General features: G+C 73.3%; 21 protein-coding genes. 11 read left to right on the forward strand and 10 right to left on the reverse strand.

Going from position 1 to position 23,819, the window contains the following annotated elements:
• The first annotated feature begins 84 nt into the window (after window positions 1-84).
• Together ACWEQL_RS13850 and ACWEQL_RS13855 are read left to right on the forward strand one after the other, a co-directional pair.
• Window positions 85-1,779, forward strand: a complete 1,695-nt coding sequence (locus ACWEQL_RS13850) for a phospholipase D-like domain-containing protein (RefSeq protein WP_452150443.1) — start codon at window positions 85-87, stop codon at window positions 1,777-1,779.
• 237 nt (window positions 1,780-2,016) lie between these two features.
• The gene (locus tag ACWEQL_RS13855) at window positions 2,017-2,817 is read left to right on the forward strand and encodes a metal-dependent hydrolase (RefSeq protein ID WP_452150444.1); all 801 of its coding nucleotides are present in this window, start codon (window positions 2,017-2,019) and stop codon (window positions 2,815-2,817) included.
• 82 nt (window positions 2,818-2,899) lie between these two features.
• On the opposite strand, the gene ACWEQL_RS13860 is transcribed toward ACWEQL_RS13855, so the two are convergent.
• A complete protein-coding gene (locus ACWEQL_RS13860) occupies window positions 2,900-4,300 on the reverse strand; it encodes a glycoside hydrolase family 18 protein (RefSeq protein ID WP_452150445.1) in 1,401 nt (466 codons plus the stop codon).
• 216 nt (window positions 4,301-4,516) lie between these two features.
• Between ACWEQL_RS13860 and ACWEQL_RS13865 the strand changes: the two genes are divergently transcribed.
• On the forward strand, window positions 4,517-6,751 hold the full coding sequence (locus ACWEQL_RS13865; RefSeq protein ID WP_452150446.1) for a SpoIIE family protein phosphatase: 2,235 nt from the start codon (window positions 4,517-4,519) through the stop codon (window positions 6,749-6,751).
• Between the two features lie 144 nt (window positions 6,752-6,895).
• Here ACWEQL_RS13865 and ACWEQL_RS13870 read toward each other — a convergent pair whose 3' ends face one another.
• The gene (locus ACWEQL_RS13870; protein ID WP_452150447.1) at window positions 6,896-7,414 is read right to left on the reverse strand and encodes an ATP-binding protein; all 519 of its coding nucleotides are present in this window, start codon (window positions 7,412-7,414) and stop codon (window positions 6,896-6,898) included.
• Window positions 7,415-7,930: 516 nt separating this feature from the next.
• Between ACWEQL_RS13870 and ACWEQL_RS13875 the strand changes: the two genes are divergently transcribed.
• The 5 genes from ACWEQL_RS13875 to ACWEQL_RS13895 all read left to right on the forward strand — a co-directional run bounded on the left by ACWEQL_RS13875 (window position 7,931) and on the right by ACWEQL_RS13895 (window position 13,697).
• Window positions 7,931-8,863 carry a hypothetical protein gene (locus ACWEQL_RS13875; protein WP_452150448.1) on the forward strand — a complete coding sequence of 311 codons (933 nt, stop codon included), beginning with the start codon at window positions 7,931-7,933 and terminating at the stop codon, window positions 8,861-8,863.
• Between the two features lie 109 nt (window positions 8,864-8,972).
• On the forward strand, window positions 8,973-9,806 hold the full coding sequence (locus tag ACWEQL_RS13880) for a DUF4253 domain-containing protein (RefSeq protein WP_452150449.1): 834 nt from the start codon (window positions 8,973-8,975) through the stop codon (window positions 9,804-9,806).
• A 6-nt stretch (window positions 9,807-9,812) separates the two neighbouring features.
• Complete coding sequence (locus ACWEQL_RS13885; RefSeq protein ID WP_452150450.1) at window positions 9,813-10,304, forward strand: hypothetical protein; 492 nt, start codon at window positions 9,813-9,815, stop codon at window positions 10,302-10,304.
• A gap of 320 nt (window positions 10,305-10,624) precedes the next feature.
• Window positions 10,625-12,130, forward strand: coding sequence for a PfkB family carbohydrate kinase (locus tag ACWEQL_RS13890; RefSeq protein ID WP_452150451.1), 1,506 nt, complete (start codon window positions 10,625-10,627; stop codon window positions 12,128-12,130).
• Between the two features lie 106 nt (window positions 12,131-12,236).
• Window positions 12,237-13,697, forward strand: coding sequence for a PfkB family carbohydrate kinase (locus tag ACWEQL_RS13895; RefSeq protein ID WP_452150452.1), 1,461 nt, complete (start codon window positions 12,237-12,239; stop codon window positions 13,695-13,697).
• Between the two features lie 156 nt (window positions 13,698-13,853).
• Here ACWEQL_RS13895 and ACWEQL_RS13900 read toward each other — a convergent pair whose 3' ends face one another.
• Window positions 13,854-15,104: a competence protein CoiA family protein gene (locus ACWEQL_RS13900; protein ID WP_452150453.1), complete on the reverse strand. Its 1,251-nt coding sequence runs from the start codon at window positions 15,102-15,104 to the stop codon at window positions 13,854-13,856.
• A gap of 353 nt (window positions 15,105-15,457) precedes the next feature.
• Between ACWEQL_RS13900 and ACWEQL_RS13905 the strand changes: the two genes are divergently transcribed.
• Window positions 15,458-15,982 carry a GNAT family N-acetyltransferase gene (locus ACWEQL_RS13905; RefSeq protein ID WP_452150454.1) on the forward strand — a complete coding sequence of 175 codons (525 nt, stop codon included), beginning with the start codon at window positions 15,458-15,460 and terminating at the stop codon, window positions 15,980-15,982.
• A gap of 46 nt (window positions 15,983-16,028) precedes the next feature.
• Here ACWEQL_RS13905 and ACWEQL_RS13910 read toward each other — a convergent pair whose 3' ends face one another.
• On the reverse strand, window positions 16,029-16,622 hold the full coding sequence (locus tag ACWEQL_RS13910) for a hypothetical protein (protein ID WP_452150455.1): 594 nt from the start codon (window positions 16,620-16,622) through the stop codon (window positions 16,029-16,031).
• Window positions 16,623-16,764: 142 nt separating this feature from the next.
• Here ACWEQL_RS13910 and ACWEQL_RS13915 point away from each other — a divergent pair, with 142 nt between their 5' ends.
• On the forward strand, window positions 16,765-17,322 hold the full coding sequence (locus ACWEQL_RS13915; protein WP_452150456.1) for an N-acetyltransferase family protein: 558 nt from the start codon (window positions 16,765-16,767) through the stop codon (window positions 17,320-17,322).
• Here the strand turns inward: ACWEQL_RS13915 and ACWEQL_RS13920 are convergent.
• The 4 genes from ACWEQL_RS13920 to ACWEQL_RS13935 form a co-directional block, all read right to left on the reverse strand.
• Entirely contained in the window at window positions 17,284-18,267 is a 984-nt protein-coding gene (locus ACWEQL_RS13920; RefSeq protein WP_452150457.1) for a DUF1648 domain-containing protein, read from the reverse strand. The two genes, ACWEQL_RS13915 and ACWEQL_RS13920, sit on opposite strands and share 39 nt — an antisense overlap.
• Window positions 18,268-18,320: 53 nt before the next feature.
• On the reverse strand, window positions 18,321-18,668 hold the full coding sequence (locus ACWEQL_RS13925) for a GntR family transcriptional regulator (protein WP_452150458.1): 348 nt from the start codon (window positions 18,666-18,668) through the stop codon (window positions 18,321-18,323).
• Window positions 18,669-18,773: 105 nt separating this feature from the next.
• Window positions 18,774-19,586 (reverse strand): GNAT family N-acetyltransferase, encoded by an 813-nt coding sequence (locus tag ACWEQL_RS13930; protein ID WP_452150459.1) that lies wholly within the window; start codon window positions 19,584-19,586, stop codon window positions 18,774-18,776.
• A gap of 109 nt (window positions 19,587-19,695) precedes the next feature.
• Window positions 19,696-20,682: a poly-gamma-glutamate hydrolase family protein gene (locus ACWEQL_RS13935; RefSeq protein WP_452150476.1), complete on the reverse strand. Its 987-nt coding sequence runs from the start codon at window positions 20,680-20,682 to the stop codon at window positions 19,696-19,698.
• A 255-nt stretch (window positions 20,683-20,937) separates the two neighbouring features.
• Here ACWEQL_RS13935 and ACWEQL_RS13940 point away from each other — a divergent pair, with 255 nt between their 5' ends.
• Window positions 20,938-21,849: a glutaminase gene (locus ACWEQL_RS13940; RefSeq protein ID WP_452150477.1), complete on the forward strand. Its 912-nt coding sequence runs from the start codon at window positions 20,938-20,940 to the stop codon at window positions 21,847-21,849.
• 36 nt (window positions 21,850-21,885) lie between these two features.
• Here the strand turns inward: ACWEQL_RS13940 and ACWEQL_RS13945 are convergent, their stop codons facing one another.
• Window positions 21,886-23,097, reverse strand: coding sequence for a cytochrome P450 family protein (locus ACWEQL_RS13945; protein ID WP_452150460.1), 1,212 nt, complete (start codon window positions 23,095-23,097; stop codon window positions 21,886-21,888).
• Between the two features lie 9 nt (window positions 23,098-23,106).
• The gene (locus ACWEQL_RS13950) at window positions 23,107-23,793 is read right to left on the reverse strand and encodes a maleylpyruvate isomerase family mycothiol-dependent enzyme (RefSeq protein WP_452150461.1); all 687 of its coding nucleotides are present in this window, start codon (window positions 23,791-23,793) and stop codon (window positions 23,107-23,109) included.
• Window positions 23,794-23,819 lie beyond the last annotated feature (26 nt).

Raw genomic sequence — 23,819 nt, forward strand, 5'->3', positions numbered from 1 at the left:
CACAAATTGGCCATCATATTACTTGCCGGTAATCTGTGGGCGTCCCACGGGTTGACGACCCGTAACGCACTGAAGGAACGTCCCTTGCGCCAGCCCTCCCCCCGTCCCCGCCGACTCCTGCGCGCCACCCTGGCCGCCGCCGCGGCCACCACCCTCCTCGCCGCGGTGTCCCCCGCCACGGCCCACGCCGCCCAGCCCGGCACCGCCGCGCAGCCTGGTACCGCCCAGCCCGGCACCGCGGCCCAGCCGGGTGCGGCCGCCCCCGGCGCCGCCCACCTCGACGCCGTCGAGCGCGCCCTGCGCGAGGTCTCGCCCGGCCTGGAGGGCACCGTCTGGCAGCGCACCGAGGGCAACAGCCTCGCCGGCACCGCCGCCGACCCGTCCGGCTGGCTGCTCCAGACGCCCGGCTGCTGGGGCGACGCCACCTGCGCCGACCGGCCCGGCACCCGCGCCCTGCTGGCGAAGATGACCGCCGACGTCGCCGCCGCCACCCGGACCGTCGACATCTCCACCCTGGCCCCGTTCCCCGACGGCGGCTTCGCGGACGCCCTGGTGGCCGGCCTCAAGGCCTCCGTCGCCGCCGGCAACCGCCCGGTCGTCCGGATCCTGGTCGGCGCCGCGCCGCTGTACAACGCCAATGTGCTGCCCTCGCGCTACCGCGACGAGTTGGTCGCCAAGCTCGGCCCGGCGGCCGGCTCGGTGAGCCTGAACATCGCCTCGATGACCACCTCGCGCACCGCGTTCTCCTGGAACCACTCCAAGCTGCTGGTCGTCGACGGGCGCACCGTCATCGCCGGTGGCATCAACGGCTGGAAGAACGACTACCTCGACACCACCCACCCCGTCTCGGACGTCGACCTCGCCCTGTCCGGCCCCGCCGCCACCTCGGCCGCCCGCTACCTGGACACCCTCTGGGAGTGGACCTGCGGCCGGACCGGCCTGTTCGACAACGCCTGGTTCGCCTCCTCCGACGGCGGCGCCTGCCGTCCCTCGATCGAACGCGAGCTCAACCCCGTCGCCCCCGCCACCGGCACCCTCCCGGTGATCGCCGTCGGCGGCCTCGGCGTCGGCATCAGGCAGAACGACCCCGCCTCCACCTACCGCCCCGGCCCGGTCACCGGCGCGGCCGAGGCCAAGTGCTCGCCGTTCACCCTGCACGACAACACCAACGCCGACCGCGACTACGAGACGGTCAACCCCGAGGAGAACGCCCTGCGCGCCCTCATCGGCAGCGCCGAGCGGCACATCGAGATCTCCCAGCAGGACATGAACGGCACCTGCCCGCCGCTGCCCCGCTACGACAGCCGCCTGTACGACCTGCTGGCCGCCAAGATGGCCGCCGGCGTCAAGGTGCGGATCGTGGTCAGCGACCCGGCCAACCGCGGCACCATCGGCAGCGGCGGCTACTCGCAGATCAAGTCCCTCGACGAGATCAGCGACGTGCTGCGCGCCCGCCTCGCCGCCCTCACCGGCGACCGGGCCAAGGCCACCGCCACCATGTGCGGCAACCTCCAGCTCGCCACGTTCCGCGCCGCCCCCACCGCCACCTGGGCCGACGGCCGTCCGTACGCGCTGCACCACAAGCTGGTCGCGGTCGACGACTCGGCCTTCTACATCGGCTCGAAGAACCTCTACCCGGCCTGGCTCCAGGACTTCGGCTACATCGTCGAGGACCGCGCCGCGGCCGCCCGGCTCGACCAGGACCTGCTCGCCCCGCAGTGGCGCTACTCCCAGGCCACCGCGTCGGTCGACTGGGCCACCGGCACCTGCCGCGCCTGATCCGCGCCGCGATCCCCCATCGCCACCCGTAACCCCTGTGTGCGGGCCGCCGGTTCACCGACCGGCGGCCCGTCGGCGTTCCGGCGGCGTCCGTCGGCGACCGGTCGCGCCGTCGTCCCGGGGGCCGGCCGTGCGACGGTTCGGGCGACTTGACCACATGTCGATATGCTGCGGGCGGCCGGGTGCCAGGGCGTACCCGCTGACCTGTGGAAACCGAGATGAGGGGCGGTCATCGCCATGATGGGACCGGCGCACTCGCTGTCCGGCGCGGCGGCGTGGTTGGGGGTGGGCGCGGCGGCCGCGGCGTGGGACCGGCCGATGCCGTGGCCGGTGTTGCTGGCCGGGGCGCTGATCTGCGCCGGGGCCGCGCTGGCACCGGACCTCGACCACAAGGCGGCGACGATATCCCGGGCCTTCGGGCCGGTCTCGCGGATCCTCTGCGAGGTGATCGACAAGCTCTCGTACGCGGTGTACAAGGCGACCCGCGGCAAGAAGGACCCGCGCCGCTCCGGCGGCCACCGCACGCTCACGCACACCTGGCCGTGGGCGGTGCTGTGCGGGGCGGGCGCGGCGGCGATCTGCGGGTACGGCGGCCGCTGGGGGGTGCTCGGCGTGCTGTTCGTGCACATGGTGCTGGCCATCGAGGGACTGCTGTGGCGGCACGCCCGGGTCTCCAGCGACGTGCTGGTGTGGCTGCTGGGCGCGAGCAGCGCGTGGATGCTGGCCGAGGTGCTGGAGCGGCCGGGCAACGGCGCGGGCTGGCTGTTCACCGGGCCCGGCCAGGAGTACCTGTGGGTGGGCCTGCCGATCGTGCTCGGCGCGCTGGTGCACTGCGTCGGGGACGCGCTGACGGTCTCCGGCTGCCCGATCCTGTGGCCGATCCCGATCGCCGGCCGCCGCTGGTACCCGATCGGGCCGCCGAAGGGGATGCGCTTCCGGGCCGGCAGCCGGGTGGAGAACCGGGTGCTGATGCCGGTGTTCATGGCCCTCGGCGGCATCGGCGCCCTGGGCGGGCTCGGCTTCCTGAGCTGGGGCTGAACGGCTCCCGCTGCTCCGGGTGACCCCGGTGCCGCCGCCACGGCGGCACCGGGGCCGGGCTCGGGGAGCCGGTCCGGAGGCGTCAGCGGCGCCGGGTCAGGCCCTGGTCGATGGCGCTGATCAGCTCGCCGTTCGGGGTGTCCCCGTCCAGCGACCAGACCATCGCGCCGCCCAGGCCCTCGGCCCGGACGTACGCGGCCTTGGTGCGCAGCACCGTCGGGTCGTCGTAGGTCCACAGCGTGGTGCCGTCGAAGAGCCAGGCGTGGCCGTTCTTCGCGCCGCGGTAGAGCTTGTAGGTGCCGGACTCGGCGAGCTTCTTGAGGTGCTTGTAGTCCTCGGTGCCGGCGGTCCAGGTGGCCGGGGCCGGGCCGGTGGCCGGCTGGCCGAGACCGTCGCCGCTGCCCGTGACGCCGGTCCAGCCCTGGCCGTAGAACGGCATGCCGACGACGAGCTTGCGGGCCGGGGCGCCGCGGTCCAGCCAGGCGTTGACGGTCTGGTCGACGCTGTAGTCCCGCTTGGCGTAGAGCGCCGACTGCTGGGCGGTGGTCTTCTCGCCGGAGACGTGGAAGTCGTAGCCCTGGAGGTTCACGAAGTCGAAGTCCCGCATGATCTTCGCGACCTCGAAGCCGGCGTCGATCTTGGCGGGGGCGGTGGGCGCGTACGCGCTGAGCTCGTAGTGCCTGCGCTGCGGCTGGGAGCGGCCGAGGGCGTCGAGCTGCACGCGGAACTCGTGGACCAGCTTGGTGAAGTTCTGCTTGTCCTCGGGGCGGATCACATTGCCCGGGGCGCCCTCGGAACCGGGCCACTCCCAGTCCAGGTCGATGCCGTCGAAGACCCCGGCGGCGGCACCGGCGCCGCCGCGGGCGCCGTCCACCGGCAGGTCGCCCTTGAGGTAGGTGTCGATGCAGGAGGCGACCAGGGTCTTGCGGCCGCTGTCGGTGCGGACGGCGTCGGAGAAGTGCGCCGAACCGCTCCAGCCGCCGAGCGAGATCATGACCTTGAGGCCGGGGTGCTTGGCCTTGAGCTCGCGCAGCTGGTTGAAGTTGCCGGCGAGCCTCTGGTCGGCGGTGTCGGCGACGCCGTCCACCGAGCCCGCCGCGTCGACGGGGCGGACGTAGTCGGCCCACGGGTCGGAGCCGGGCACGTTGCCCATCAGGCACCTGCCGTCCGCGCCGACGCTGCCGAAGGCGTAGTTGATGTGGGTGAGCTTGGCGGCGGCGCCGCTGGTCTCCAGGTCCTTGACGTGGAAGTCGCGGCCGTAGATGCCCCACTGGATGAAGTAGCCGACCCGCCGGTACGACTGCGCGCCGTGCCGCCCGGACCCGCTCTGCGCGTCCGCCCGGTCGTCGTCGGAGGCGGCGGGCGCGGGGGCCGGCGCGGGAGCGGGCGCGGCCGCGGCCGTCGGGGCCAGCGGGGCGAGGAGACCGAAGGCGGCCGCGGCGGCCGCGCCGAAGGTCAGTCTGGTCATGAATCTCTGACGCATGGGCTCTTTCCTGTGCGAGTGCCGGATGGAGCTGTGCAGGGCGGAAACTATTGGTCTGAACCAGCTGGGTCAACCGGCGGTGACGGATGCAAAACTCTGGCCAAATCTTCTTGACAGGTCTAGACCGTTGGGGTTCGGTCGGCGACGCTCCCCGCGCGGAGCGGGCCGGTCCTGGTGGAACATGAAGAGATCGGTACGAACCGGGCGAGGTGGAGCATGGACGACCTCCGGTTGCCGTTCCCCGACGGTGTGGCCGGAGTCCTGGTCGACGGCGGTGGACGCGTCCTGGGCTGCACGGCGGCGGTCGAGGACCTGCTGGGGCTGCCCGCCTCCGCGCTGCGCGGACGCGACGCGGGCGAGCTGTTTCCCGGCGCGGACGGCGGCCTGGACGTCCGGACGCTCACCCTGCGCGGCGGCGACCCGGCGGACCCGCACGCCCCCAGCCGGCTGCTGCTGGCCCTCCCCGCGACCGCGGCCGCCCGCCGCCGCCAGGACGAGGCCTTCACCCGCGAGCTGTTCCTGCAGAACCAGGTCGGCCTGGCCGTCTTCGACGAGCAACTGCGCCTCGCCCGGACCAACACCCACCTGCTGCCCTACACCGGCCTGCCGGACGACCTCGAAGGAGCACGCCTCGGCGACTTCCTGGTGGCGCAGGACGCGACCGCCATCGAGGACCTCCTGCGCGTCATCCTCGACACCGGGGTCGTGCCGCCCGGGCGTGCCGAGCAGCTCGTCCGCACCCAGGTCAGCCCGCGGGCCGGCCGGATGATGTCGATCTCCGCGTTCCGCCTGCTGGACGACGCCGGCGCGGTCATCGGCGTCACCGCCCTGTTCACCGACATCACCGAGGAGCTCCGCGCCCGCACCCGGCTCGCCCTGCTGCACCAGGCGACCGCCGCGATGGGCGGCACCCTCTCCGTGAAGGGCGTCGCCCACGAGCTCGCCCGCGCACTGGCCGGCCGGCTGGCCGACGGCGCCACCGTCGACATCGTCCGCACCGTCCTCGCCGGCGCCGAGCCGCCCCCCGGCGACGGGGCGCCGCCCGGCGGTGAGGGCCCGCCCGCGATGAGCCGGGTGGCGGTCTCCGGCACCACCGTCCGCACGGGGGCGCCCGAGCACGCCGACGACGCCTGGACCATGAGCGTCCCGCTCGGCGCACGCGGCATGCCGCTCGGGCGGGTCACCGTCCGCCGCGACCGGGCCAAGGACGAGTTCGCCCCCGAGGACCGGGCCCTGCTGCGCGAGATCGCCGACCGCGCCGCCCTCGCCCTGGACAACGCCTACCGCTACACCCGCGAGCACCGCGCCGCCGTCGCCCTCCAGCGCAGCCTGCTGCCCCCCGCCGAGCGCAGCGTCACCGCCGTCACCACGGCGAGCGTCTACCTTCCGGCGTCCCGCGGCGGGGTGGGCGGCGACTGGTTCGACGTCATCCCGCTCTCCTCCACCCGGGTCGCCCTGGTGGTCGGCGACGTCACCGGCCACGGACTGCACGCCTCCGCCGCCATGGGCCGGATGCGCACCGCCGTCCGCACCCTCGCCGACCTCGACCTGGAGCCCGACGAGCTGCTCGTCCACCTCGACGACCTGGTCGCCCAGCTGCTCGCGGAGGCCGAGTTCACGGACCTCGACGGCGACCCGGCCTGGTCCGGCCGCCCCGAGCCCGGCTCCTTCGGCGGCACCTGCCTGTACGCCGTCTACGACCCCATCGCGCGCACCTGCACCGCGGCCAGCGCCGGCCACCCGCCGCCCGCGCTGGTCCGCCCCGACGGCTCCACCGGCTACCTGCCGGTCGCCCCCGGCCCGCCGCTGGGCGTCGGCGGCCACCCCTTCGAACTCACCGAGACCACCCTGGAGCCAGGCAGCGTCCTCGCCCTGTACACCGACGGCCTGATCGAACGCGGAGAAGGCGACATCGACGAGGGCATGGCCGAACTGCTGCGCCGCCTCGCCGTGACCGGCACCCGCGACCGGGCGCTGCGCGACGCCGGCCGGCGGATCGTCGCCGGCCTGCCGCCCACCCGGCTGCGCGACGACGTCACCCTGCTGCTCGCCCGGACCAGGACCGTCTCGCCCGACGACATCGCCCGCTGGCCGCTCGACCCCGACCCCCGCTCGGTCGCCCGGCTGCGCGCCGACGCCACCGCGCAGCTCACCGCCTGGGGGGTGGCCGACCTCGCGTTCACCACGGAGCTGATCCTCAGCGAGCTCGCCACCAACGCCATCCGCTACGCCGGCGGGCCCGTCACGGTCCGGATGATCCGTACGGCGGCCGCGCTGATCTGCGAGGTCTCCGACTCCAGCAACACCCAGCCCCGGATGCGGCGCGCCCGGCTCACCGACGAGGGCGGCCGGGGCCTCTACCTGGTGGCGCAGCTGTCCACCCGCTGGGGGAGCCGGTACACGGCGCAGGGGAAGACGATCTGGGCGGAGCAGCCGTTGCCGTCGGCGTGAAGGGGGGCTCGCGGTCCGCGGCCGTGGGCGGCTCGGGGTGCGCTCGTCCCGGGGTCGCTCGGGTCCCGGGGGCGTTCGTCTCGTGGGCGTCCGTCCCGGGGGCGCTCGGGCTCCGGGGGTGCTCGCTCTCGGGAGCGTTCGGTCTCAGGCCGGGACGGCGGCGCAGGCGATCGCGGGGAGGGCGGGCTCCAGGGGGCCGCCCCGGTCGGCCGGCCACATCAGGGCGATGCGGGCGAGCACCCGGGTGCCGCCGGGGCTGCGGATCACCACGACGCTCTCGGAGAGGGACTGGACGATCTCAAGGCCGCGGCCGGAGCAGTCCTCGGCGGTGGCCGGCCCCGTGGCCGCCCTGGGCCGCCAGCGGCCGGTGTCGCGCACCTCGATGCCGACGGCGCCGTCCCGCAGGACCAGTCCCACGGTGACGCTCCCGCCCCCGCTGTGCAGCACCGCGTTGGCGGCCAGCTCGGAGACGATCAGCCCTACCGCGTCCCGCGCGGTCACGGGGAGCGACCAGGCGTGGGAGAGTTCCGCGGCGGCCCGGCGCAGGGCGGGGACGGAGGCGGGTTCGGCCCGTACCGTGCAGGAGGCGGACCGGCCGTAACCGCCGAGGTTCCGGTGGCGCCAGCGGCAGACGGGCCGGCCGTGGTTGTCTGTGTGGATCACGAGGTCCTCCTCGGTGCAACGGCCCCGATCGCGCGCTGTCGCGCGGTGCGCAGGGCGGTGCCGCCGCGCTCCTCGGCCGGTGCCGTTCCCCGAATGGTGGCACACATTGGTATGGACCACCAGAGTATGTTCACCCGCAGCTCATAAGCTGTTCACCGGTGCCTCGTACCCCGGTCGCGGCAGGGCGGGCGCCGGTAAGGGGCCCTCCCCGAGGGCACCCCGGTCAGCCGCGGGACGGCGGGCGAGCGCGGGAATCCGCTTCCCGGGCCCCGGTCCCGGCCGCCCGCGGCGGCGTCCGGGAGGACCCACGGACCCGGCCACCGGCATGACCGTCCGTCACCGTGCATTCGGCTCCCGCGACATGGACGTCCCGTCCGCCCGTCGCGCCGTGCCCGGCCGGTCCCCGCCGAGGTTTCGGTTATCCGGGCGCTCCCCGCGGGTCTCCTGTCCGTGAGGCCGTCACCCTCGGGCTCGCACCCGCACCGACCTGCCACACCCGCACGGGGGAGACCGCCGATGTTCACCGGATACCGCTCGATGTCCCGCGGCTGGGTGCTGGCCTCCTGCGTACCCGCCCTCCTGGTGCTCGGGCTCGCCGCGTACCCGTCGCCCCCGGAGACCCCGGCGGTGGCGGGTGCGCTGCCCGGTGCCGTACCCGGCGCGGCGGCCCCCGCGCTCCCCGGCCCGGTGGACGCGATCCCGGCGGGTACGGCCGACCCGGCCGGCGCTCCCGGCCGGGGCCTGGCCGCCGAACTGGACGGCTACCGCCTCGACACCCCGACCACCGAGCTCCCCGCCGGCCGCCCGGTCGGGCACCCGTTCACCGTCACCGGCCCGGACGGCCGCCCGGTCACCGAATTCGCCGAGCACCAGACCAAGAAGCTGCACTTCTACGCCGTGCGCACCGACCTGACCGGCTTCCAGCACCTGCACCCGGACATGGCCCCCGACGGCACCTGGACCGCCGACCTCGCCGCCCTCACCCCCGGCACCTGGCGCCTCTACGCCTCCTTCGTCCCCGGCACCGGCCCCCGCAAGGGCCGCGAGCTCGTCCTCAGCCGTACCGTCACCGTCCCCGGCGAGTCCGCCGCCGTCCCCCTGCCCGCCCCGGCCGGCACCGCCACCGTGGACGGCTACACCGTCACCCTCCGGGACACCCCGACGGCCGCCGGCGCGATGCGCCAACTCACCGCCGCCATCAGCAAGGACGGCCGGCCGGTCGCCGACCTCCAGCCCTACCTCGACAGCTACGCCCACTTCACCGCCTTCCACGCCGGCGACCAGGCGCTCGCCCACCTCCACCCCATGAACAAGGTCGAGGACGACCACGGCGGCCCCGAACTGACCTTCCACGCCATGCTCGGCGGCCCCGGCGACTGGCGAGTCTTCCTCCAGTTCCGCACCGGCGGCGAACTCCACACCGCCGAACTCACCCTGCGCGTCCCCTGAGCCGTCTGCCGTCTGCCGTCTGCCGTCTGCCGTCTGCCGCCTGCCGCCTGATGCCGCGCCGGCCGAGGCCCGTACGCGTTTGTCGGTGCGCGTGTCTAACGTCGTCCCCGTGACCCAGCTGAGCCGGCTCTTCCCCGACCACGCGCCCTCCGACGGTCCCGCGCCGGACGTACCGCTGCCACCGGGCCGCCTCACCGGCGGCGACCGCGACGAGGACGGCGGCCCGCCGGTGCTCTGGGTCGGCGACGGGCCCCCGCCCGCCGGCCTGTGGGCCGAACTCCACCGCGCCCACCCCCGTTCGGGCCTCTGGCCCCTGCTGCTCACACCGTCGGCGGACGGCCCGGACACCCACCCCTGGCTCTCCGGCGACCTCCGCCCCCACGCGATGACCGAACCCGACCTGTACGACCCCGAGGCCGTCCTGCGCCGCTGGTGGGAACGGATCGGCCGGGGCGAGGACGAGGAATGGATGGAGGAGGACGAGATCCGGGACGCCGTGACCCCGTACGACCTCGACCGGCCCGGCCGCGCCCCCGCCCGCCCGTTCACCGCCGAGGCCCGCTCCGGTGCCGCCCACGACCTCGCCACCCGCCTCGAACCGGCCCGGCCGCTGCGCCTCGGCCTCGTCCCCGCCCGCACCGGCGCGGAGGCCCTCGCCGTCTGCGGCTGGACCGGCCCCGACGGCCACGAGGGCGACACGGCGAGGATCGCCGCCGTCCTCGCCGACTGGGAGCACCGCTTCGGCACCCAGGTCGTCCGGGTCGGCGCCCACACCCTGGACCTGAGCGTCGCCACCGCCCCCGCCACCCCGGAGGAGGCCCTGCCCGTCGCCGCCGAACACCTCGCCCTCTGCCCCGACCTGGTCCTCCGGAGCCGCGACACCCTCACCGACCACGCCCACCGCCTGATCGGCGCCGACCACTGGTCGTTCAGCTGGGGCTGAGCGTTCGTGGATACTGTCGGGGTGCTGCTGACCTGGATCGCCGAGCTCGCGGACGAGCCCCTGGACCTGAACCCGACCGACCGCACGGTCGAGTGGGAGACCAACACCTGGCACCTGAACGCCGAGGTCGAGGACCGCCGCTCACTCACCGTCCCCGAGGTGGTGGCCGCCTTCGAACGGACCGCCGCCGCCCTCCGCACCCGCGTCCACGCCATGGCCCACCCCGGGCCGGTGACCTTCTACGTCTGGCACGACGACCAGGCGGGCCAACTCCGCTGCTCCACCGGCTCCGTCCCGCCCGACGACCTCCCGTTCGGCGGCCACTACATCCCCACCGCCGACCTCGCCCCCCTCATCACCGAATTCCTCGCCGACACCACCCCGGGCGTCATCCCCATCGAGGACCACGACGACCCCACGGACACCCCGGACGAGGAACAGCCCCCCACCTTCCCGGTCTGGGTCAGCAACGTGGGCACCCTTCGCACCAGCCCGTAGCCGCCACAGGCGTGCCCGTCGGATGCGCCCCGATCCCGGAGCCGGAATGCGAGGGCGGTCGGTCGCCGGGGCCTCGAACCGGACGATCGTACTGCCGTCGATCGCCAGTACACGACCCGGACCTCGCCCCGGTCCCGCCCTGTGCGCCCGTTCCGTCCGAAGTGCCTCTACGCGCTGTTGTGGTGTCAGGTACGGGGTGGCAAGGTATGGCTCCGCCACGGAACCGGTGATCTGCCTGGCTTGGGGGTGCCATGGACGGTGCGAGACGCGGTGATCCCGGAGAGGACGGACCCGAGATCATCGGCGTGGGTGCGTTGAACGTGGACTACATCGCGAGTGTTTCCCGCCTGTCCGCGCGTACGGCCGAGCAGGTGTCCGAGTCCGCCGCGCGCTTCGAATGGAACACGGAAGGTCCGATCGATGAGGCCGCGATCGCCAAGGCGATCGGCCGACTGGGCGCTGCCTCGCTCGACGCCTCGCTCGGCGGCTCGGCATGGCTGACCATCTTCACCCTCGCCCAGATGCGGTTGGGGCTGTCACTCGGCTACGTCGGCGTGGCCGGAAGGATCGAAACACCGGGACTGTCGTTCGTGCGGCAGATGGACATCTTCGGGATCGACCGGCGATGGGTCGCACGCCGACCTCAGCGGCTCTCGGGCGTGTGTCTCTCGTACCTGGACGATGTCGAGCGGGTCATGCTCACCCATCCCGGCGCGAACTTCCTGATGGCGGAGCACCTGCGGGAGAACGGCGACCAGATCGCGCGCTACCTCGCTCAGGCCCGGATCGTGCATGTCACCTCGTTCCTGGACGAGCGGACACCGCTGGCGCTCTTCGAGGTCCTGGCCCGGGCCCGCCTCCTCAACCCGGCCCTGCTCGTGAGCTTCGACCCGGGGTTCGCGTGGGCCGAGAGCCGCAGTGAGGCCGTGGACGCCATCCTCGCGCTCGCCGATCTGCTGTTCGTCAATCACCGCGAGTTCAAAGCTCTGGGCGACTACGCCCTGGGCGAGTCCGACGAGGTGCTCTCGCAGCGGGTGCTCGCCCGCTGCAGCCCCGGGTGCACGGTGTTCGTCACCAAGCGCTACGACAGTGTGGAGGTGTTCCGCAACGCCCCCGCGGGGGTCCTGGCACAGCGGTTCCATCTGCGTCGGCCGGTGCGGGAGACGGCGATCGAGGATGCGACGGGGGCCGGGGACGTCTTCTCGGCGTCCGTCGTCGCGGCCCTCGCGTCCGGGCGTCTGCAGGTCGAGCTCGGCTCGTTCCTGGGGTTGAGCCTGTCGCGTCAGCGGGCTGTGCAGGGCCTGCCGGGGGCGCGGGGGGTGCCGGTGCTCGGGCGTGAGGGTTTCCTCCAGTCCACCGAGACACTGGCCGCGCCCAGTACCCGGCCCGGAGCGGTCCTGCTGGCGCATGACGAGGACGGCCAGTGGGAAGTGCTGCGTAGGTTCCTCGAGGAGGACTGCGGTCTGGCGGTGCACACCCTGCGACGCCACCCGGGCGAGGATGCGCGCTATGCACGGGCGATGCGGGAACAACTGGGCCGGTGTTCGTTCGCGGTGTGCGTGATGTCGGCGTCGCGGGTGATGGCGGGCGGCCAGCGGCGGGCGAGCGAGAGCGTTGTTCACCAGGTTGGCGTCTTCCAGGGCTACTACGGGTTCGGCCGGGTGGCGATCCTGGCAGAGGAAGGGTGTGAGGCGTTCTCCAACAACGCCGGGCTGATCCGGATGGACTTCCCGCCGGGGCGGATCAGCACAACCTTTGTGGAACTGGAACGCATGCTGGTCAGGGAGCAGATCCTGACCAGGGAAGGACATCGGTATGAGCGCTGAGTCGACGGGTCGACCACGGGGCGACTTCTCGTTGGACGTTGTGGGGATCGGTGCGCTCAATCTCGACTACATCACTCATGCCGACAGGACCGCGGATCCGGACCGCGTGCCGTTGACCGCACGTATCACGGAGCTCCTGGAGGGCGAGGCGGCCGTGCCCGAGTGGGGTACGGAGACGGCGGTGGACGAGGCCACGGTGTACGCGGCGTTGGAGGCGATCAACGCTGCGACCCTGCAGACCTCGCTCGGCGGGTCGGCGTACAACGCGGTCAACGTGCTGGCACAGTTGCAGCTCGGGCTGCGCCTGGGCTACGTGGGGGTCGCCGGGCGGGTGCCGGGGCCGGGGCTGTCGGCCGTGCAGCAGCTTCGGGCGCTGGGAGTGGACCACCCGTTCGTCTTCCGGGACGACGACCACCTGTGCGGGATCTGCTTCTCCCTGACCGAGGACGGCGACCGGACCCTGTTGACCCATGCCGGTGCCAACGCGGCCATGGCGGACCATTTGGCCGGCTCCTTCGACGAGGTCGTGGCCTACCTTTCCGGGGCCAGGGTCGTTCATGTGACATCGTTCCTCGATGAGCGCACCCCCTCGGTGCTGCTGGCCGTCCTGAGGGCCGTCAAGGCGGTGAGCCCCGCCACGTTGATCAGCTTCGACCCGGGCCACGTGTGGAGCACGCATCCGAGCCGGGACATCTTCGACATGTGCGCTCTGTCCACCTACCTGTTGCTCAATCACCGTGAGTTCCACGAACTCGGGAAGCGCGGGGAGAGCGACACCGACGAGGACGTAGCGGCGCGCCTGCTCCGGCGCCTCGCCGACGAGCGCGGTGTCCTCATCGTGAAACGGCGCACCGGTATCCACACGTGGCGCAGCGAGAGCGGCAAGGCCATCGAGGAGTTCTATCCGCAGGTCGTGCTCGCGGACGATCAGATCGAGGACGCCACCGGCGCCGGTGACGTGTTCGCCGCGGGGCTGCTCGCGGTGCTGACGAGCGACCGGTTGCAGGTGGAGCTGGGGTCGCTGTTGGGGATGACGCTCGCCCGGCACAAGCTGCGGTACGTGGGCAGTCACGGACACGGTCAGCTCGCGGCGGTGACGAAGGACTTCATCCGCTCCCATGATGCGGCCCGGAGGTCCGCCGCCCGCCCGGCGGGTGTGTTCGTGGCACACGGGCGGAGCCCGGAGTGGCTGGCGGTGAAGGCGTTCGTGGAGCAGCGGTTCGGGCTGCCGGTCTACTCGTTCGAGTCGGATTCATGGGGGAGCCGGCCGGTCACGGAGGCGCTGGCCGATTACCTGCAGCGGTGCAGCTTCGCGATCTGCGTGCTGACGGCCGAGGACGCGACGGGGGACGGGCAACTCGTCGCACGGCAGAACGTGATCCACGAGATCGGCCTCTTCCAGGGTCAGTACGGCTTCGACCGGGTGTTCGTCCTCGCCGAGGAGGGCTGCGAGTCGGTGCCACCGCCGGCCGTGCCGTACACGAGCACGTTCCCCCGGCACGGGATCGACCGCAGCTTCTGGCACCTGGACCGGGCCCTCCAGAACCAGGGGTTCAGGCACGTCTGACCTCGGCCCCCGCCTCGCATGCCGAGGCGGTTACGATCCGTGTCGGCCGGCGGGGTCGGGAGGACCTTCTCGCTTACTTCTGCGTGGCTGATCCGAGGACCGGGCGGCCGTTTCGCCGGAGGTTCCGTCGCGATCGGTGGGCGGTCGGCGGGCGGTTCACCGGCTTCCGTAGCGGGTCCGGCACGGGGCGCAGGCGTGAGCGGGGTGCGGTCCGTAGCGGTTGATGGGTGTGCCGCAGCCCGCGCACGGTCCCAGTTCCCAGGGTTCGCAGCCCGCCTCGGTGGCGGCGACCAAGCGCTGTTCCCAGGTGACGTCGATGGTCGGGCACTCGCGGGGTGGGGGTACGAGGGCGGTGCGGGGCGGGACCGGGTCCCGGGTGATGGTGACGGCCGGACGGATGGCCTCACCCGAGTCCCGGGGCGGCTGAGGCGTGGAGCGGCAGTCCGATTCGGTGCGGGTCCGGATGCACTCGGCGTCCCGTTGCAGAGGTATCCGAATCCGCTTGTTCTTGGGCGCGGACTCGGGAGGGGTTTCCTCGCCGCCGTTGTCGGTGAAGAGGTCGAAGTCGGTGCGCGACGTCCAGAATCGCAGGGTTCGCTGGCTCTGTCTGGTGGTGAGGGGGACGTAGTCGCCGGCGGCGATGTCGCGGACCAGGTCGTCGACCTGGCGGGGGCACGGTTCCCAGCGCGGGTGCCAGTTGCCGCATCGTCCGCTGCGGCGGACCGGGCACGGCAGCGGGTTGGTGTGGTCACACTTGTCGAGCTCGAGGCGGCGGACGCCTCCCCGGACGAGCATGTCGCGGTCGTTGCGTATCGCCTCGGGAGGCAGGTTGTCGGTTCGGCTCCAGTGCACGTGGTCGATCAGTGGGGCCTTGGGGTCGAGGACGTGCCAGACCGGGGTGACGCCTTCCTCCCGGGCGATGGAGTCGCGCTTGCGGACCGCCGGGGCGGTCGCGTACGAAAGCTGAGGCTCGAAGCCGATCTTCCGCCCGTCGGCCCCGGTGACCAGAACGTCCGTGCGGCGCCGACCGTCCGCAGCACACACTTCCAGTTCGGCACGGAACCCGCCGAGCTCGGCCGCCCGGGCGAACCGCTCCTTCAAGGCCTTGTGCTGATCGCTTTCGCCGTCGCCGTGGTCCCGTTGGTCGGTGTTGTGGTGGACGGCGATCCTGAGGCCCCGTTTGCTGTAGACGTACATCCACTCGATCCGGCCGGGGTGCCGCCGGTAGCAGGTAGGGCAGTACAAGCCCCGCTGTTCGACGGGGCGTTTGTCGGCGAGCAGGAGTTCCCAGAGACCTTTGTGCTGCGGGTAGCCGAGGTCGGCGCGGTCGAGGTCCAGAGGTCCGTCGACCAGGACGCTGAAGACAGGGTTCCGCTTGTAGTGGGACGGGCTGGCGGTGCTGTCCATGAATCCTCGTCTCAGTTGTCAACTGCACACAGAGGTAAGACAATTGTTTCTTGCCGCACCGACAGGTCGGTCTTGCTCGGTCTGTGCTGACCTGACGGGCGTTCTTATGTTCCAGAATCATCGAACAACTGACCGATTTCCGGTACGAGTGCTTGACCTCCCGTTTGATCCGCACTCGGACAGCCACGAACGAAGGATTGCCGTCGGCCGCGGGAGTGAAACGATGGCGGACGCAAAGACTCCGCGGAATGTGGACGACCTCACCCGGTTGATCCCGGGATCACGCCCCGCCCGGGACGAGGAACTGCGGCAGGTGTCGGATGTCTGAGCGCGACGACTGCCAGGAGTGCGTCATGAGCGAGATGACGGTCACCGTGGGCGGTCCTGATGAAGTGTTGGACTTCCTGGGGATGCTTCACGACCACAGCTCCTGGCTGGTCCCGGTGCAGTACGTGAATCTGCTCGAAACGCTGGAGTGGGAAGAACCCCCGCCGATCGTCAAGCAGGTGCTGCGTTACGCCCGGGACGGACAGGTGCGGCTCTGCACTGACCTGCTGACCCGGGTCACGGGTGGATCCGTGCTGAACTGCGAGGCCCCGGAGTTCGTTCCGCCGGTCGAGGAACGCGAGCTCTACCTGCACTTCCTGGTCACCAGGGTGAGGTACCGGCAGTTCAGCCTCGCGGCTCTGGTCGCCGACGCCCGGACCGAGGCCGCCCGGCATGGCGCACGGCTGCTCCGGACACACTGCTGGACCGGCGAGGACGGCCGTCTGGTGCGTGAGTACGAGGAGTTGGGCTTCACCGCGACCCTGGAGTTCGAGGAACTGCGGTCGGACGGGTCGCTCTGGCCGGGCCAGGTGCTCCAGACCCGGGTCTGAGCGGTACGGGGCCACCGTGCGCGGTGACCGTGCGGACTTCCGCGGCTCAGAGGCGGCCCAGGAGGAATCCGACGGCCACGAGGAGCAAGGTGCCGACCACCAGTGCGTAGGTGAGGGCGAGGCGTTCCAGGTCGGGGTGGCGGGGGCGGGGTGGGGGCGGTGGTGGGGTGGTGAGGTGGTCGGCGGCGGGGCCGAGGGTGAGGGTGGCGGTGACCTCGGGGGTGGCGGGGGTGGGGAAGGGGCGGGCGGTGGTGAGGTGGGCCATGGTCGCGGCGATGATGCGGCGGGTGTGCTCGACGGCCCGGGTGGTCCGTTCGACCAGGTCGGCGTAGGTGCCGAGGAAGCTGCCGAGCGCGGTGAGGACGACCAGGAATTCGATGCCGTGTCCGTGCCGTACGACGAGCGGTTCCACCTGGATGCCGGGCGCGGTGCCGAGTTCCTCCCGTGCGGCCTGGAGGATCCGCTCCTGGACCTCGGGCGCCTCCTCCTCGGTGAAGCGGCGCATGAGTTCGCGTTCCACCTCGCGGGCGACCTCGGCGGGGACGTCGGCCAGGTGGGTGACCGCGCGGATGCGGATCCTGGCCAGTTCGCCCACCAGGGGCCGTGGGGCGCCGGGGTCCGGGCGGGCTGCGTCGCGCATGGGCGGTCCTCCGCGCGCGGTGGGTGACGGGCTCCCATCCCACCGCAGGTTCCGGGTGATCGCATGCGGACGGCCGTGGCCGGTGCCCGGCATGCGGGAAATTCGGTGGCGATGCGGTCACCGCCCGTGGTGGACTTCCGGCGTGAGTCACGTCACCGACATCGAGCCCCTCGGTGGTCCGCGGGGCATCCGTACGCGCCCCGCGCTCGCCGGGGACGTCGAACCGTTGCGCGACATGCTGGTCGCCGCCATCAACTGGGCGCCCGGCCGGGATGTTCCGCGCGAGGTGGTGCTGGCCGACCCGCGCAACGCCCACTACGTGGACGGCTGGCCCCGGCGAGGCGACCTGGGGGTCCTGGCGGTCGAGGGCCCGGAGGGCGCCTCGGTCCCGGTCCCGGTCGGCGCCGCGTGGCTGCGGTACTTCTCCGAGGACGACCCCTCGTACGGCTTCATCGCCGCCGACGTGCCCGAGCTGAGCATCGGCGTCGGCGCCGCGCACCGGGGCCGGGGCATCGGGACCATGCTGATCAGAGACCTGCTGCGGGCCGCGCGGGAGGCCGGCGTCGAGCGCGTCGGACTGAGTGTCGAGCGGGACAACCCGGCCCTGCGGCTGTACGAACGCGAGGGCTTCCGGGTGCACGATCCGCGCGAGGGCGAGGTGTCACTGACGATGATCACCCGTCTCTCCGGTACGGACTGAGGCCAGCGCGTTCAGCAGGGCGGCGCCGCGCCCGGCGTCGTCCACGCTGACGGCGAACTCCGCGCCGCAGCGGTTCCGCACGACCAGGCACTCGCCGGAGCGCAGCATCACGGTGGTGCCGCGTCCGGTGAGCCGGTAGCCCCAGCCGCCGGATTCGGCCGCCGTACGGGGTTCGGCGCGAGCCGCCTCGACGTCCTCGGGGGGCCAGCGGCGCACCGGCCAGCCGAGCGGGCCGAGGGCGACGGCCAGGCCCTCGGCGGTGACCCGCGCCTGCACCGAGGAGCATACGAGGGCCGCCAGGGAGGTGATCGCGGCGGGGGCGGCGATGGCCCAGGCGGCCTCCGGCGCGTCGGCGAACAGGCCGCCGACGGCCGCGAGCACGGCGGCCAGGGTCAGGAGGCCGCCGATGGCCGCCATCAGCGCGAGCCAGGGGTTGGTCGTACGGGAGAGCCAGACGAGGTGCTCGCCCTCGGGTACGTCGAGCACCGGGCCCCGGGCCGCCGCTTCGCCGGCCGGCGCCGCGGGGGCGGCGGTGGCGGTGGCGGTGGCACGGCGGGCGAGGGTGAGGGCGAGCAGGGCGGCGCCGGCCGCGGCGGCCAGGACGAGGACCACGTCGAGTCCGACCGGGCGGGCGTCCTGCCAGGTGGGGCGGTCGAGGTTGGCCCGGACGACGGAGATCTGGGCGCCGGTCAGGAGGGTGCCGGCCGGGACGAGGGTGGGTACGGCCCACGGGCGCGCGGCGGAGCCGCCCCACCGGAGGGCCGCCGCGACGCCGAGCGCGAGGACCGCCCAGACGGTGGCGGGGCCCAGGCAGGCGGCCCACAGCGGCATCGAGCCGTCGGGGGTGTCGCCCCGCCAGTGGGTGGCGAGGGGGTTCGGCAGGCGGTCGCCGACCGACCAGGGCAGCGCGGCGAGGATCACCGTCACGCCCACTGCCCAGGTCATTCCCGCCGCCCGGGCGGCCGCGCGCCTGCCGCTTCCCCCGACCGATGTGTCCTTCACGTCAACCCCCGGATCATCTCGATGAGATCGGCCTTGCTGTAGCCCTCGCGTGCCGCGTCGTCGAGCAGCCGGCGGGCCCGGGCGAGCAGGTCGGCCCGCCGGTCGGCGCCCTCGGCGACGCTCACGCCGCGTCCCCGGCGGAACTCCAGCACCCCCTCGTCGCGCAGGGTGCGCAGACCGCGCAGGACGGTGTTGGTGTTGACGTCCAGCGCCCGGGCGAGGTCACGTGCCGGGGGCAGCCGGTCGCCGGGACGGCACTCGCCCTCGGCGACGGCGCGCCGGATCGCGCCCGCCACCTGTTCGTGCAGCGGGCGGCTGTCGTCGGTGCCCAACTTCAGCAGCATGGTGCTACTGAAGATAGCACCATAACGAGATCATTCCGAGGGGTGGGCGTGACGGTGCGGCACCACGGCCGATGTCATCGACGGGGTGCCGGTGATCCCCGGTGGTCAGGCGCGGGTGAAGCCGTGGGAGTGGCCGATGACGGTGAAACCGCGCCGCGCGTACCAGTGCCGCGGCCAGTCGTCGTTCTCGGCGGTCAGGAACCGGGTGCCGCAGCCGGCGGCGGCCGCCCGGCGCAGGGCGGTGCCGAGGACGGCGTCGGCGTGGCCGCGCCGGCGGTGGGCCTCGGCGGTCATCAGGTCCTCGATCTGGGCGACGCCGAGCGCGGGGTCGAGGTAGAGGTCGGTCCAGGCGGCCACCTCGCCGTCGGCCGTGCGGGAGCCGAGCAGGTCGACCCGTTCGGCGCCGCGTCGCCGGATCGCGCGGCGGTCGACCAGCTCCCGGACCACCTCCTCGCCGGCCTCGGGGAGCTGGGCACGCCAGGCGGCCGCGATCGGTTCGCGGATCTCGTCCAGGGTGATGTCGCCGGCCTCGTCCGGGCGGTCGTCGTTCGGGTGGCCGCCGTCCGGACCGCCGAAGCCGCGGGCCGGGAGCGGGCCGGTGTGCAGCATCACCGGATAGGTCTCGTGGGCGTAGCCGGCCTGCCGGAAGGGCTCGACGCAGGCGTCCCCGAAGTCCCCGTCGAGCACCCCCACCTGACGGAACGGTCGCTCGTCGGCCATCGCCCGCTCCACCAGGTCGGGCAGCTCGGCGGGCGCGACGTCCGTACGGTCGACGACCACGTGGTTGTCGGACCACGAGTTCGGGAATTCGTCCGCGAACGCCGCGAAGCCACAGGGGAGTTCGACCGTGCGATCGGCCTGCCGCCGGGCGAATCCGGAGAGGAAGGCGTGGACGCGGCGCAGCTCGGTGTCGGACATGGCAGCAGTCTAGGACGGCCGTCCGCACCGGGGCCGTCCGTGGGCGATGGATCAGACGGAGCCCCCGCCCCGGTGTGGACGGGGGCGGGGGGCCGGGGCTCGCGGCGGTTCAGCCCTCGTACGGCACGGCGTCGTGGGGCGGCCAGTCGAGGCCGCGCTCGTGGCGGCGGATGGCTTCGCGCACGCCGTCGACGAATCCGTTCCAGTAGTACGACGGTCCGGTGCCCTGACCGTAGGTCGCCTGACGCTTCGCGGCGGTGTCCCAGTCGCCGAACATGCCCTTGCGCAGCTCGGTGGAGATCTCCAGCTGGGCGCCCGCGCCGCTGTAGGTGCGGTTGACGATGTTGGTGGGCTCGTCGCCGTTGATCTTCGTGCCGGCGGCCGCGATCGTGACGTTGACCGGCCGGGCGGGGTCGGTGAACGACCTGTTCGCCAGCACGCCCCGGATGTTGCGCATCAGTCGCTGGTCGCGTCCGCCGATGAGGACCTGCAGGGCGCCGCCGATCAGGTTCCCGTCCTTGTCCTTCTCGGGGGAGAAACCGTGCAGCGAGACCGCGTACCGGCTGCCGCCGGTGATGGCGAGGGCGGCCGGGTCGTCGCAGTGCGTCGAGGTCACGTGCAGCGGGTTGCCGTCGAGGTCGGCCAGCGCCTCGAACAGCCAGTAGTCACGCACCGGCACGCCGTTGCCGATCGGCTTCGGCAACGGCAGTGGCTGGCCGGGGTCCGTGGGGAGGACCGCAGGCACGGTCGGCTGGTACCCGGCGACGGCCAGGCACAGCTCGCTCGTACCCCGCTCGATCGCGCCGCCGTGCGGGGCGATGATCGAGGTGAGGGACATCTCCGGGATGCCCGTCCTGAAGTTGTCGACCGTCTCGTGGCGGCGGTAGCGGCGTACCCAGTGCTTGTCCTCCAGGTGCTCGGTGGAGGCGTAGAGCGCGGTGTTGGAGCCGTACCGCTCCTGCGTGCCGCTGGATACGGAGCCGGTGTCCTCGGCGGCGGCACGGTTGCCGTGCCCGGCGAGGTCGCTGAGCAGCGGCAGGCCGGCGGCGGCCGCTGCGAGGCTGGTGAGTACTGCGCGTCGGGTGGTCACGGTCATGATCATGACCGATGGGCTGACGTCCTGTCACCAGGGTTCCGGAAGGGGAACGGGTACGGCGGCGACCCTCCCCGGTGGCGTCGGCGGCCGCCGGGCCGCGCATAATCCTCCGGTGACCGGCCCGACGACGTGCCGGCGCCCCGCTGTGCTGGAGGAACGACGTTGACCGGTCTGCCCGTGATGGACAGCGCACACCTTGGGAACGAGCGCCTCAGGGACGAGCGCCAGGAGAACGGGCGCCTCGGGGACGAGCGCCTGGACTACCGGCGGCTGCTGGCCGAGGCCGAGGCGGCCGCCCGGGCGACCGCCGGGCAGGGCCGGGTCGCCGACTACATCCCGGCGCTGGCCGCCGTGGACGCCGACGCCTTCGGGATGGCCGTGGCGACCGTCGACGGCGAGCTGTACGGGGTGGGGGACTGGGAGCGGCCGTTCTCCGTCCAGAGCGTGTCCAAGCTGTTCACGCTGGCCCTGGCGCTCTCCCACGGCGGCGACGACCTGTGGCGGGGCGTGGGACGCGAGCCCTCGGGCAACCCGTTCAACTCGCTGGTCCAGCTGGAGACCGAGCACGGCGTCCCGCGCAACCCGTTCATCAACGCCGGCGCGCTGGTGGTCACCGACCGGCTGCAGAGCATGACCGGCGACGCCTCGGGCGCCGTCCGGGAGTTCCTGCGCCGGGAGTCCGGAAACCCGCTGATCGACACCGACCCCGTGGTGGCCGCCTCCGAGGCCGCCCACGGCCACCGCAACGCCGCCCTGGCCCACTTCATCGCCGCCCACGGCAACCTGGAGAACCCGGTCGACACCGTCCTCGACCACTACTACGCGCACTGCGCCCTCACCGCGAGCTGCCGCGACCTGGTGCTCGCCGGCTCCTTCCTGGCCCGGCACGGCCTGCGGGCCGACGGCAGCCGGCTGCTGTCGCGCAGCGAGGCCAAGCGCGTCAACGCCGTCCTGCTGACCTGCGGGACGTACGACGCGGCGGGCGAGTTCGCCTACCGGGTCGGGCTGCCCGGCAAGAGCGGGGTGGGCGGCGGGGTCCTCGCCGTCCTACCGGGGCGCGCCGCGATCTGCGCCTGGGGCCCGCGCCTCGACCGGGCCGGCAACTCGGTGGCCGCGGTCACCGCGCTGGACACGCTGACGACCTCCTCCGGCTGCTCGGTGTTCTGACCGGCCGCACCGGCGGACCTGTCGGTACGGCCCCGCTCAGTACCGCACCGGCAGCGCCAGCAGCCCCCGGGCACGCAGCGACGGCCGGTGGCGCAGCCCGCCCGCCGGCCGGTCGAGGGCCAGGGCGGGGAAGCGGCGCAGCAGGGCGGTGAGCGCGATGCCGGTCTCCAGGCGGGCGAGCGGGGCGCCGAGGCAGTAGTGGATGCCGTGGCCGAGGGCGAGGTGCTGGTTCTCGGGGCGGCCCAGGTCGAGGCGGTCCGGTTCGGTGAACTGCTCGGGATCGCGGTTGGCCGAGGCCAGCGCCAGCAGGACGGTCTCCCCGGCCGGGACGACGACCCCGCCGACGGTCACGTCCTCGCGGGTGAAGCGGCGGATGGCCAGCGGCGCCGGGCCGTCGAAGCGGGCGAACTCCTCCACCGCGCCCGCGATCAGCGTTGGGTCGGCGCGCAGCGCGGCCAGCTGGTCGGGGTGGGTGAGCAGGGCGAGGACGGCGTTGCCGATCAGGTGGACGGTGTTCTCGTACCCGGCGAACAGGATGAGGAAGGCCAGCGAGGTGAGCTCGTCCTCGGTGAGGCGGTCCCGTTCGTCGCGGACGGCGATCAGCGCGGAGAGCAGGTCGTCGCCGGGGTGCTCGCGCTTGCGGGCGATCAGCCCGGTGAAGAAGGCGAGCATCGCGCCGACGGCGGCCCGGGCGTCCTGGGGGCGCTCCGGGTCGGGGGCCACCAGGGTGTCGGTCCAGGCGCGGAAGTCGTGCCGGTCGTCGGCGGGGACGCCGAGCAGGTCGCAGATGACGGTGATCGGCAGCGGCGCGGCGTACGCGGCGATCAGGTCGGCCCGGCCGAGCGGGGCCATCGCGTCGAGCAGGGACTCGGCGACCCGCTCGATCGGGCCCTGCAGTCCGGCGATCCGGCGCGGGGTGAACGCCTGGGAGACCAGTCGGCGGATCCGGGTGTGGTCGGGCGGGTCCATGTTGAGGAGGTTGGCGTCCAGTGCGGGCGGCAGCGCGAAGCCCCGGTAGTTGCCGGGGGTCGCGTGCCGCTTGTCGAGGGCGAGCCGGGGGTCGGCGAGCGCCTGCCGGACGTCGGCGTACCGGGTGACCAGCCAGACCGGCAGCCCGTCCGGCCCGACCACCCGGTGCACGGGCCCGGCGGTGCGCAGGGCGGTGTACCCGGCGTACGGGTCGGCGATCAGCTCGCGTATGAGGTCCCGGGCCGGCGGGGCGGTGGGCGGCAGGTGAGAGGTCGTCACCTGCTCACCCTACGGTCCGGGGACGGGCGGGCCGGCGTCGGTCCCGTCGGCCGGGGGCCCGTCCGCGCCCGGTCGGCCAGGGGGCCCGTCCGTACCCGTCCGGCCCGCGCCGCCGAGCCGGCCCGGCGGCAGCGCCCGCCCGAAGGCGACCAGCAGCAGGTCCTGCGCGGTGCCGGTGAGCGGCGGGCCGCTGCCGAAGGACCAGTCGAGGTCGACGGCGCGCAGTTGGACCCCGGACAGGTCGGCGCCGAAGAACCTGGCGCCCCGGCGGGTCACCCGGTCCAGCAGCGGCCGCAGGCGCTCCTCGGGCACCCGGCGGTCCAGACCCAGCGCGACGGTGATGTCCAGGCCGTGCACCACGTCGTGGCCGAGAGCCGCCGCGGGGCCGCCGACCGGGGGCTTCCACGGGTGGCGGGCGTTGTCGCGCAGCCAGTCGGCGAGCCGGGCCGGTGTCGCGGCGGCGGCGTCCGCGCGGGCCAGCCGGTCGGTCGTCCGGTCGAGGCTGCCGCCGGAGCGGACGAGCTCCGCCAGCACCCGGGGGAGCGGGTGGCGGAAGCCCATCGACATGTGGGCCGCGACCTCCCGGACCCGCCAGCCCGTGCAGAGGCTCGGCGCGTCCCACTGCTGCGCCGTCAGACCGTCCAACAGGTCGGCGATCTCCCGGCGTTCGGCTGCGATCAGTCGCGCGAAGTCCATGTCTCCATGATCGTGACCTCATCCGC

It is taken from the genome of Kitasatospora sp. NPDC004240, assembly GCF_053603215.1.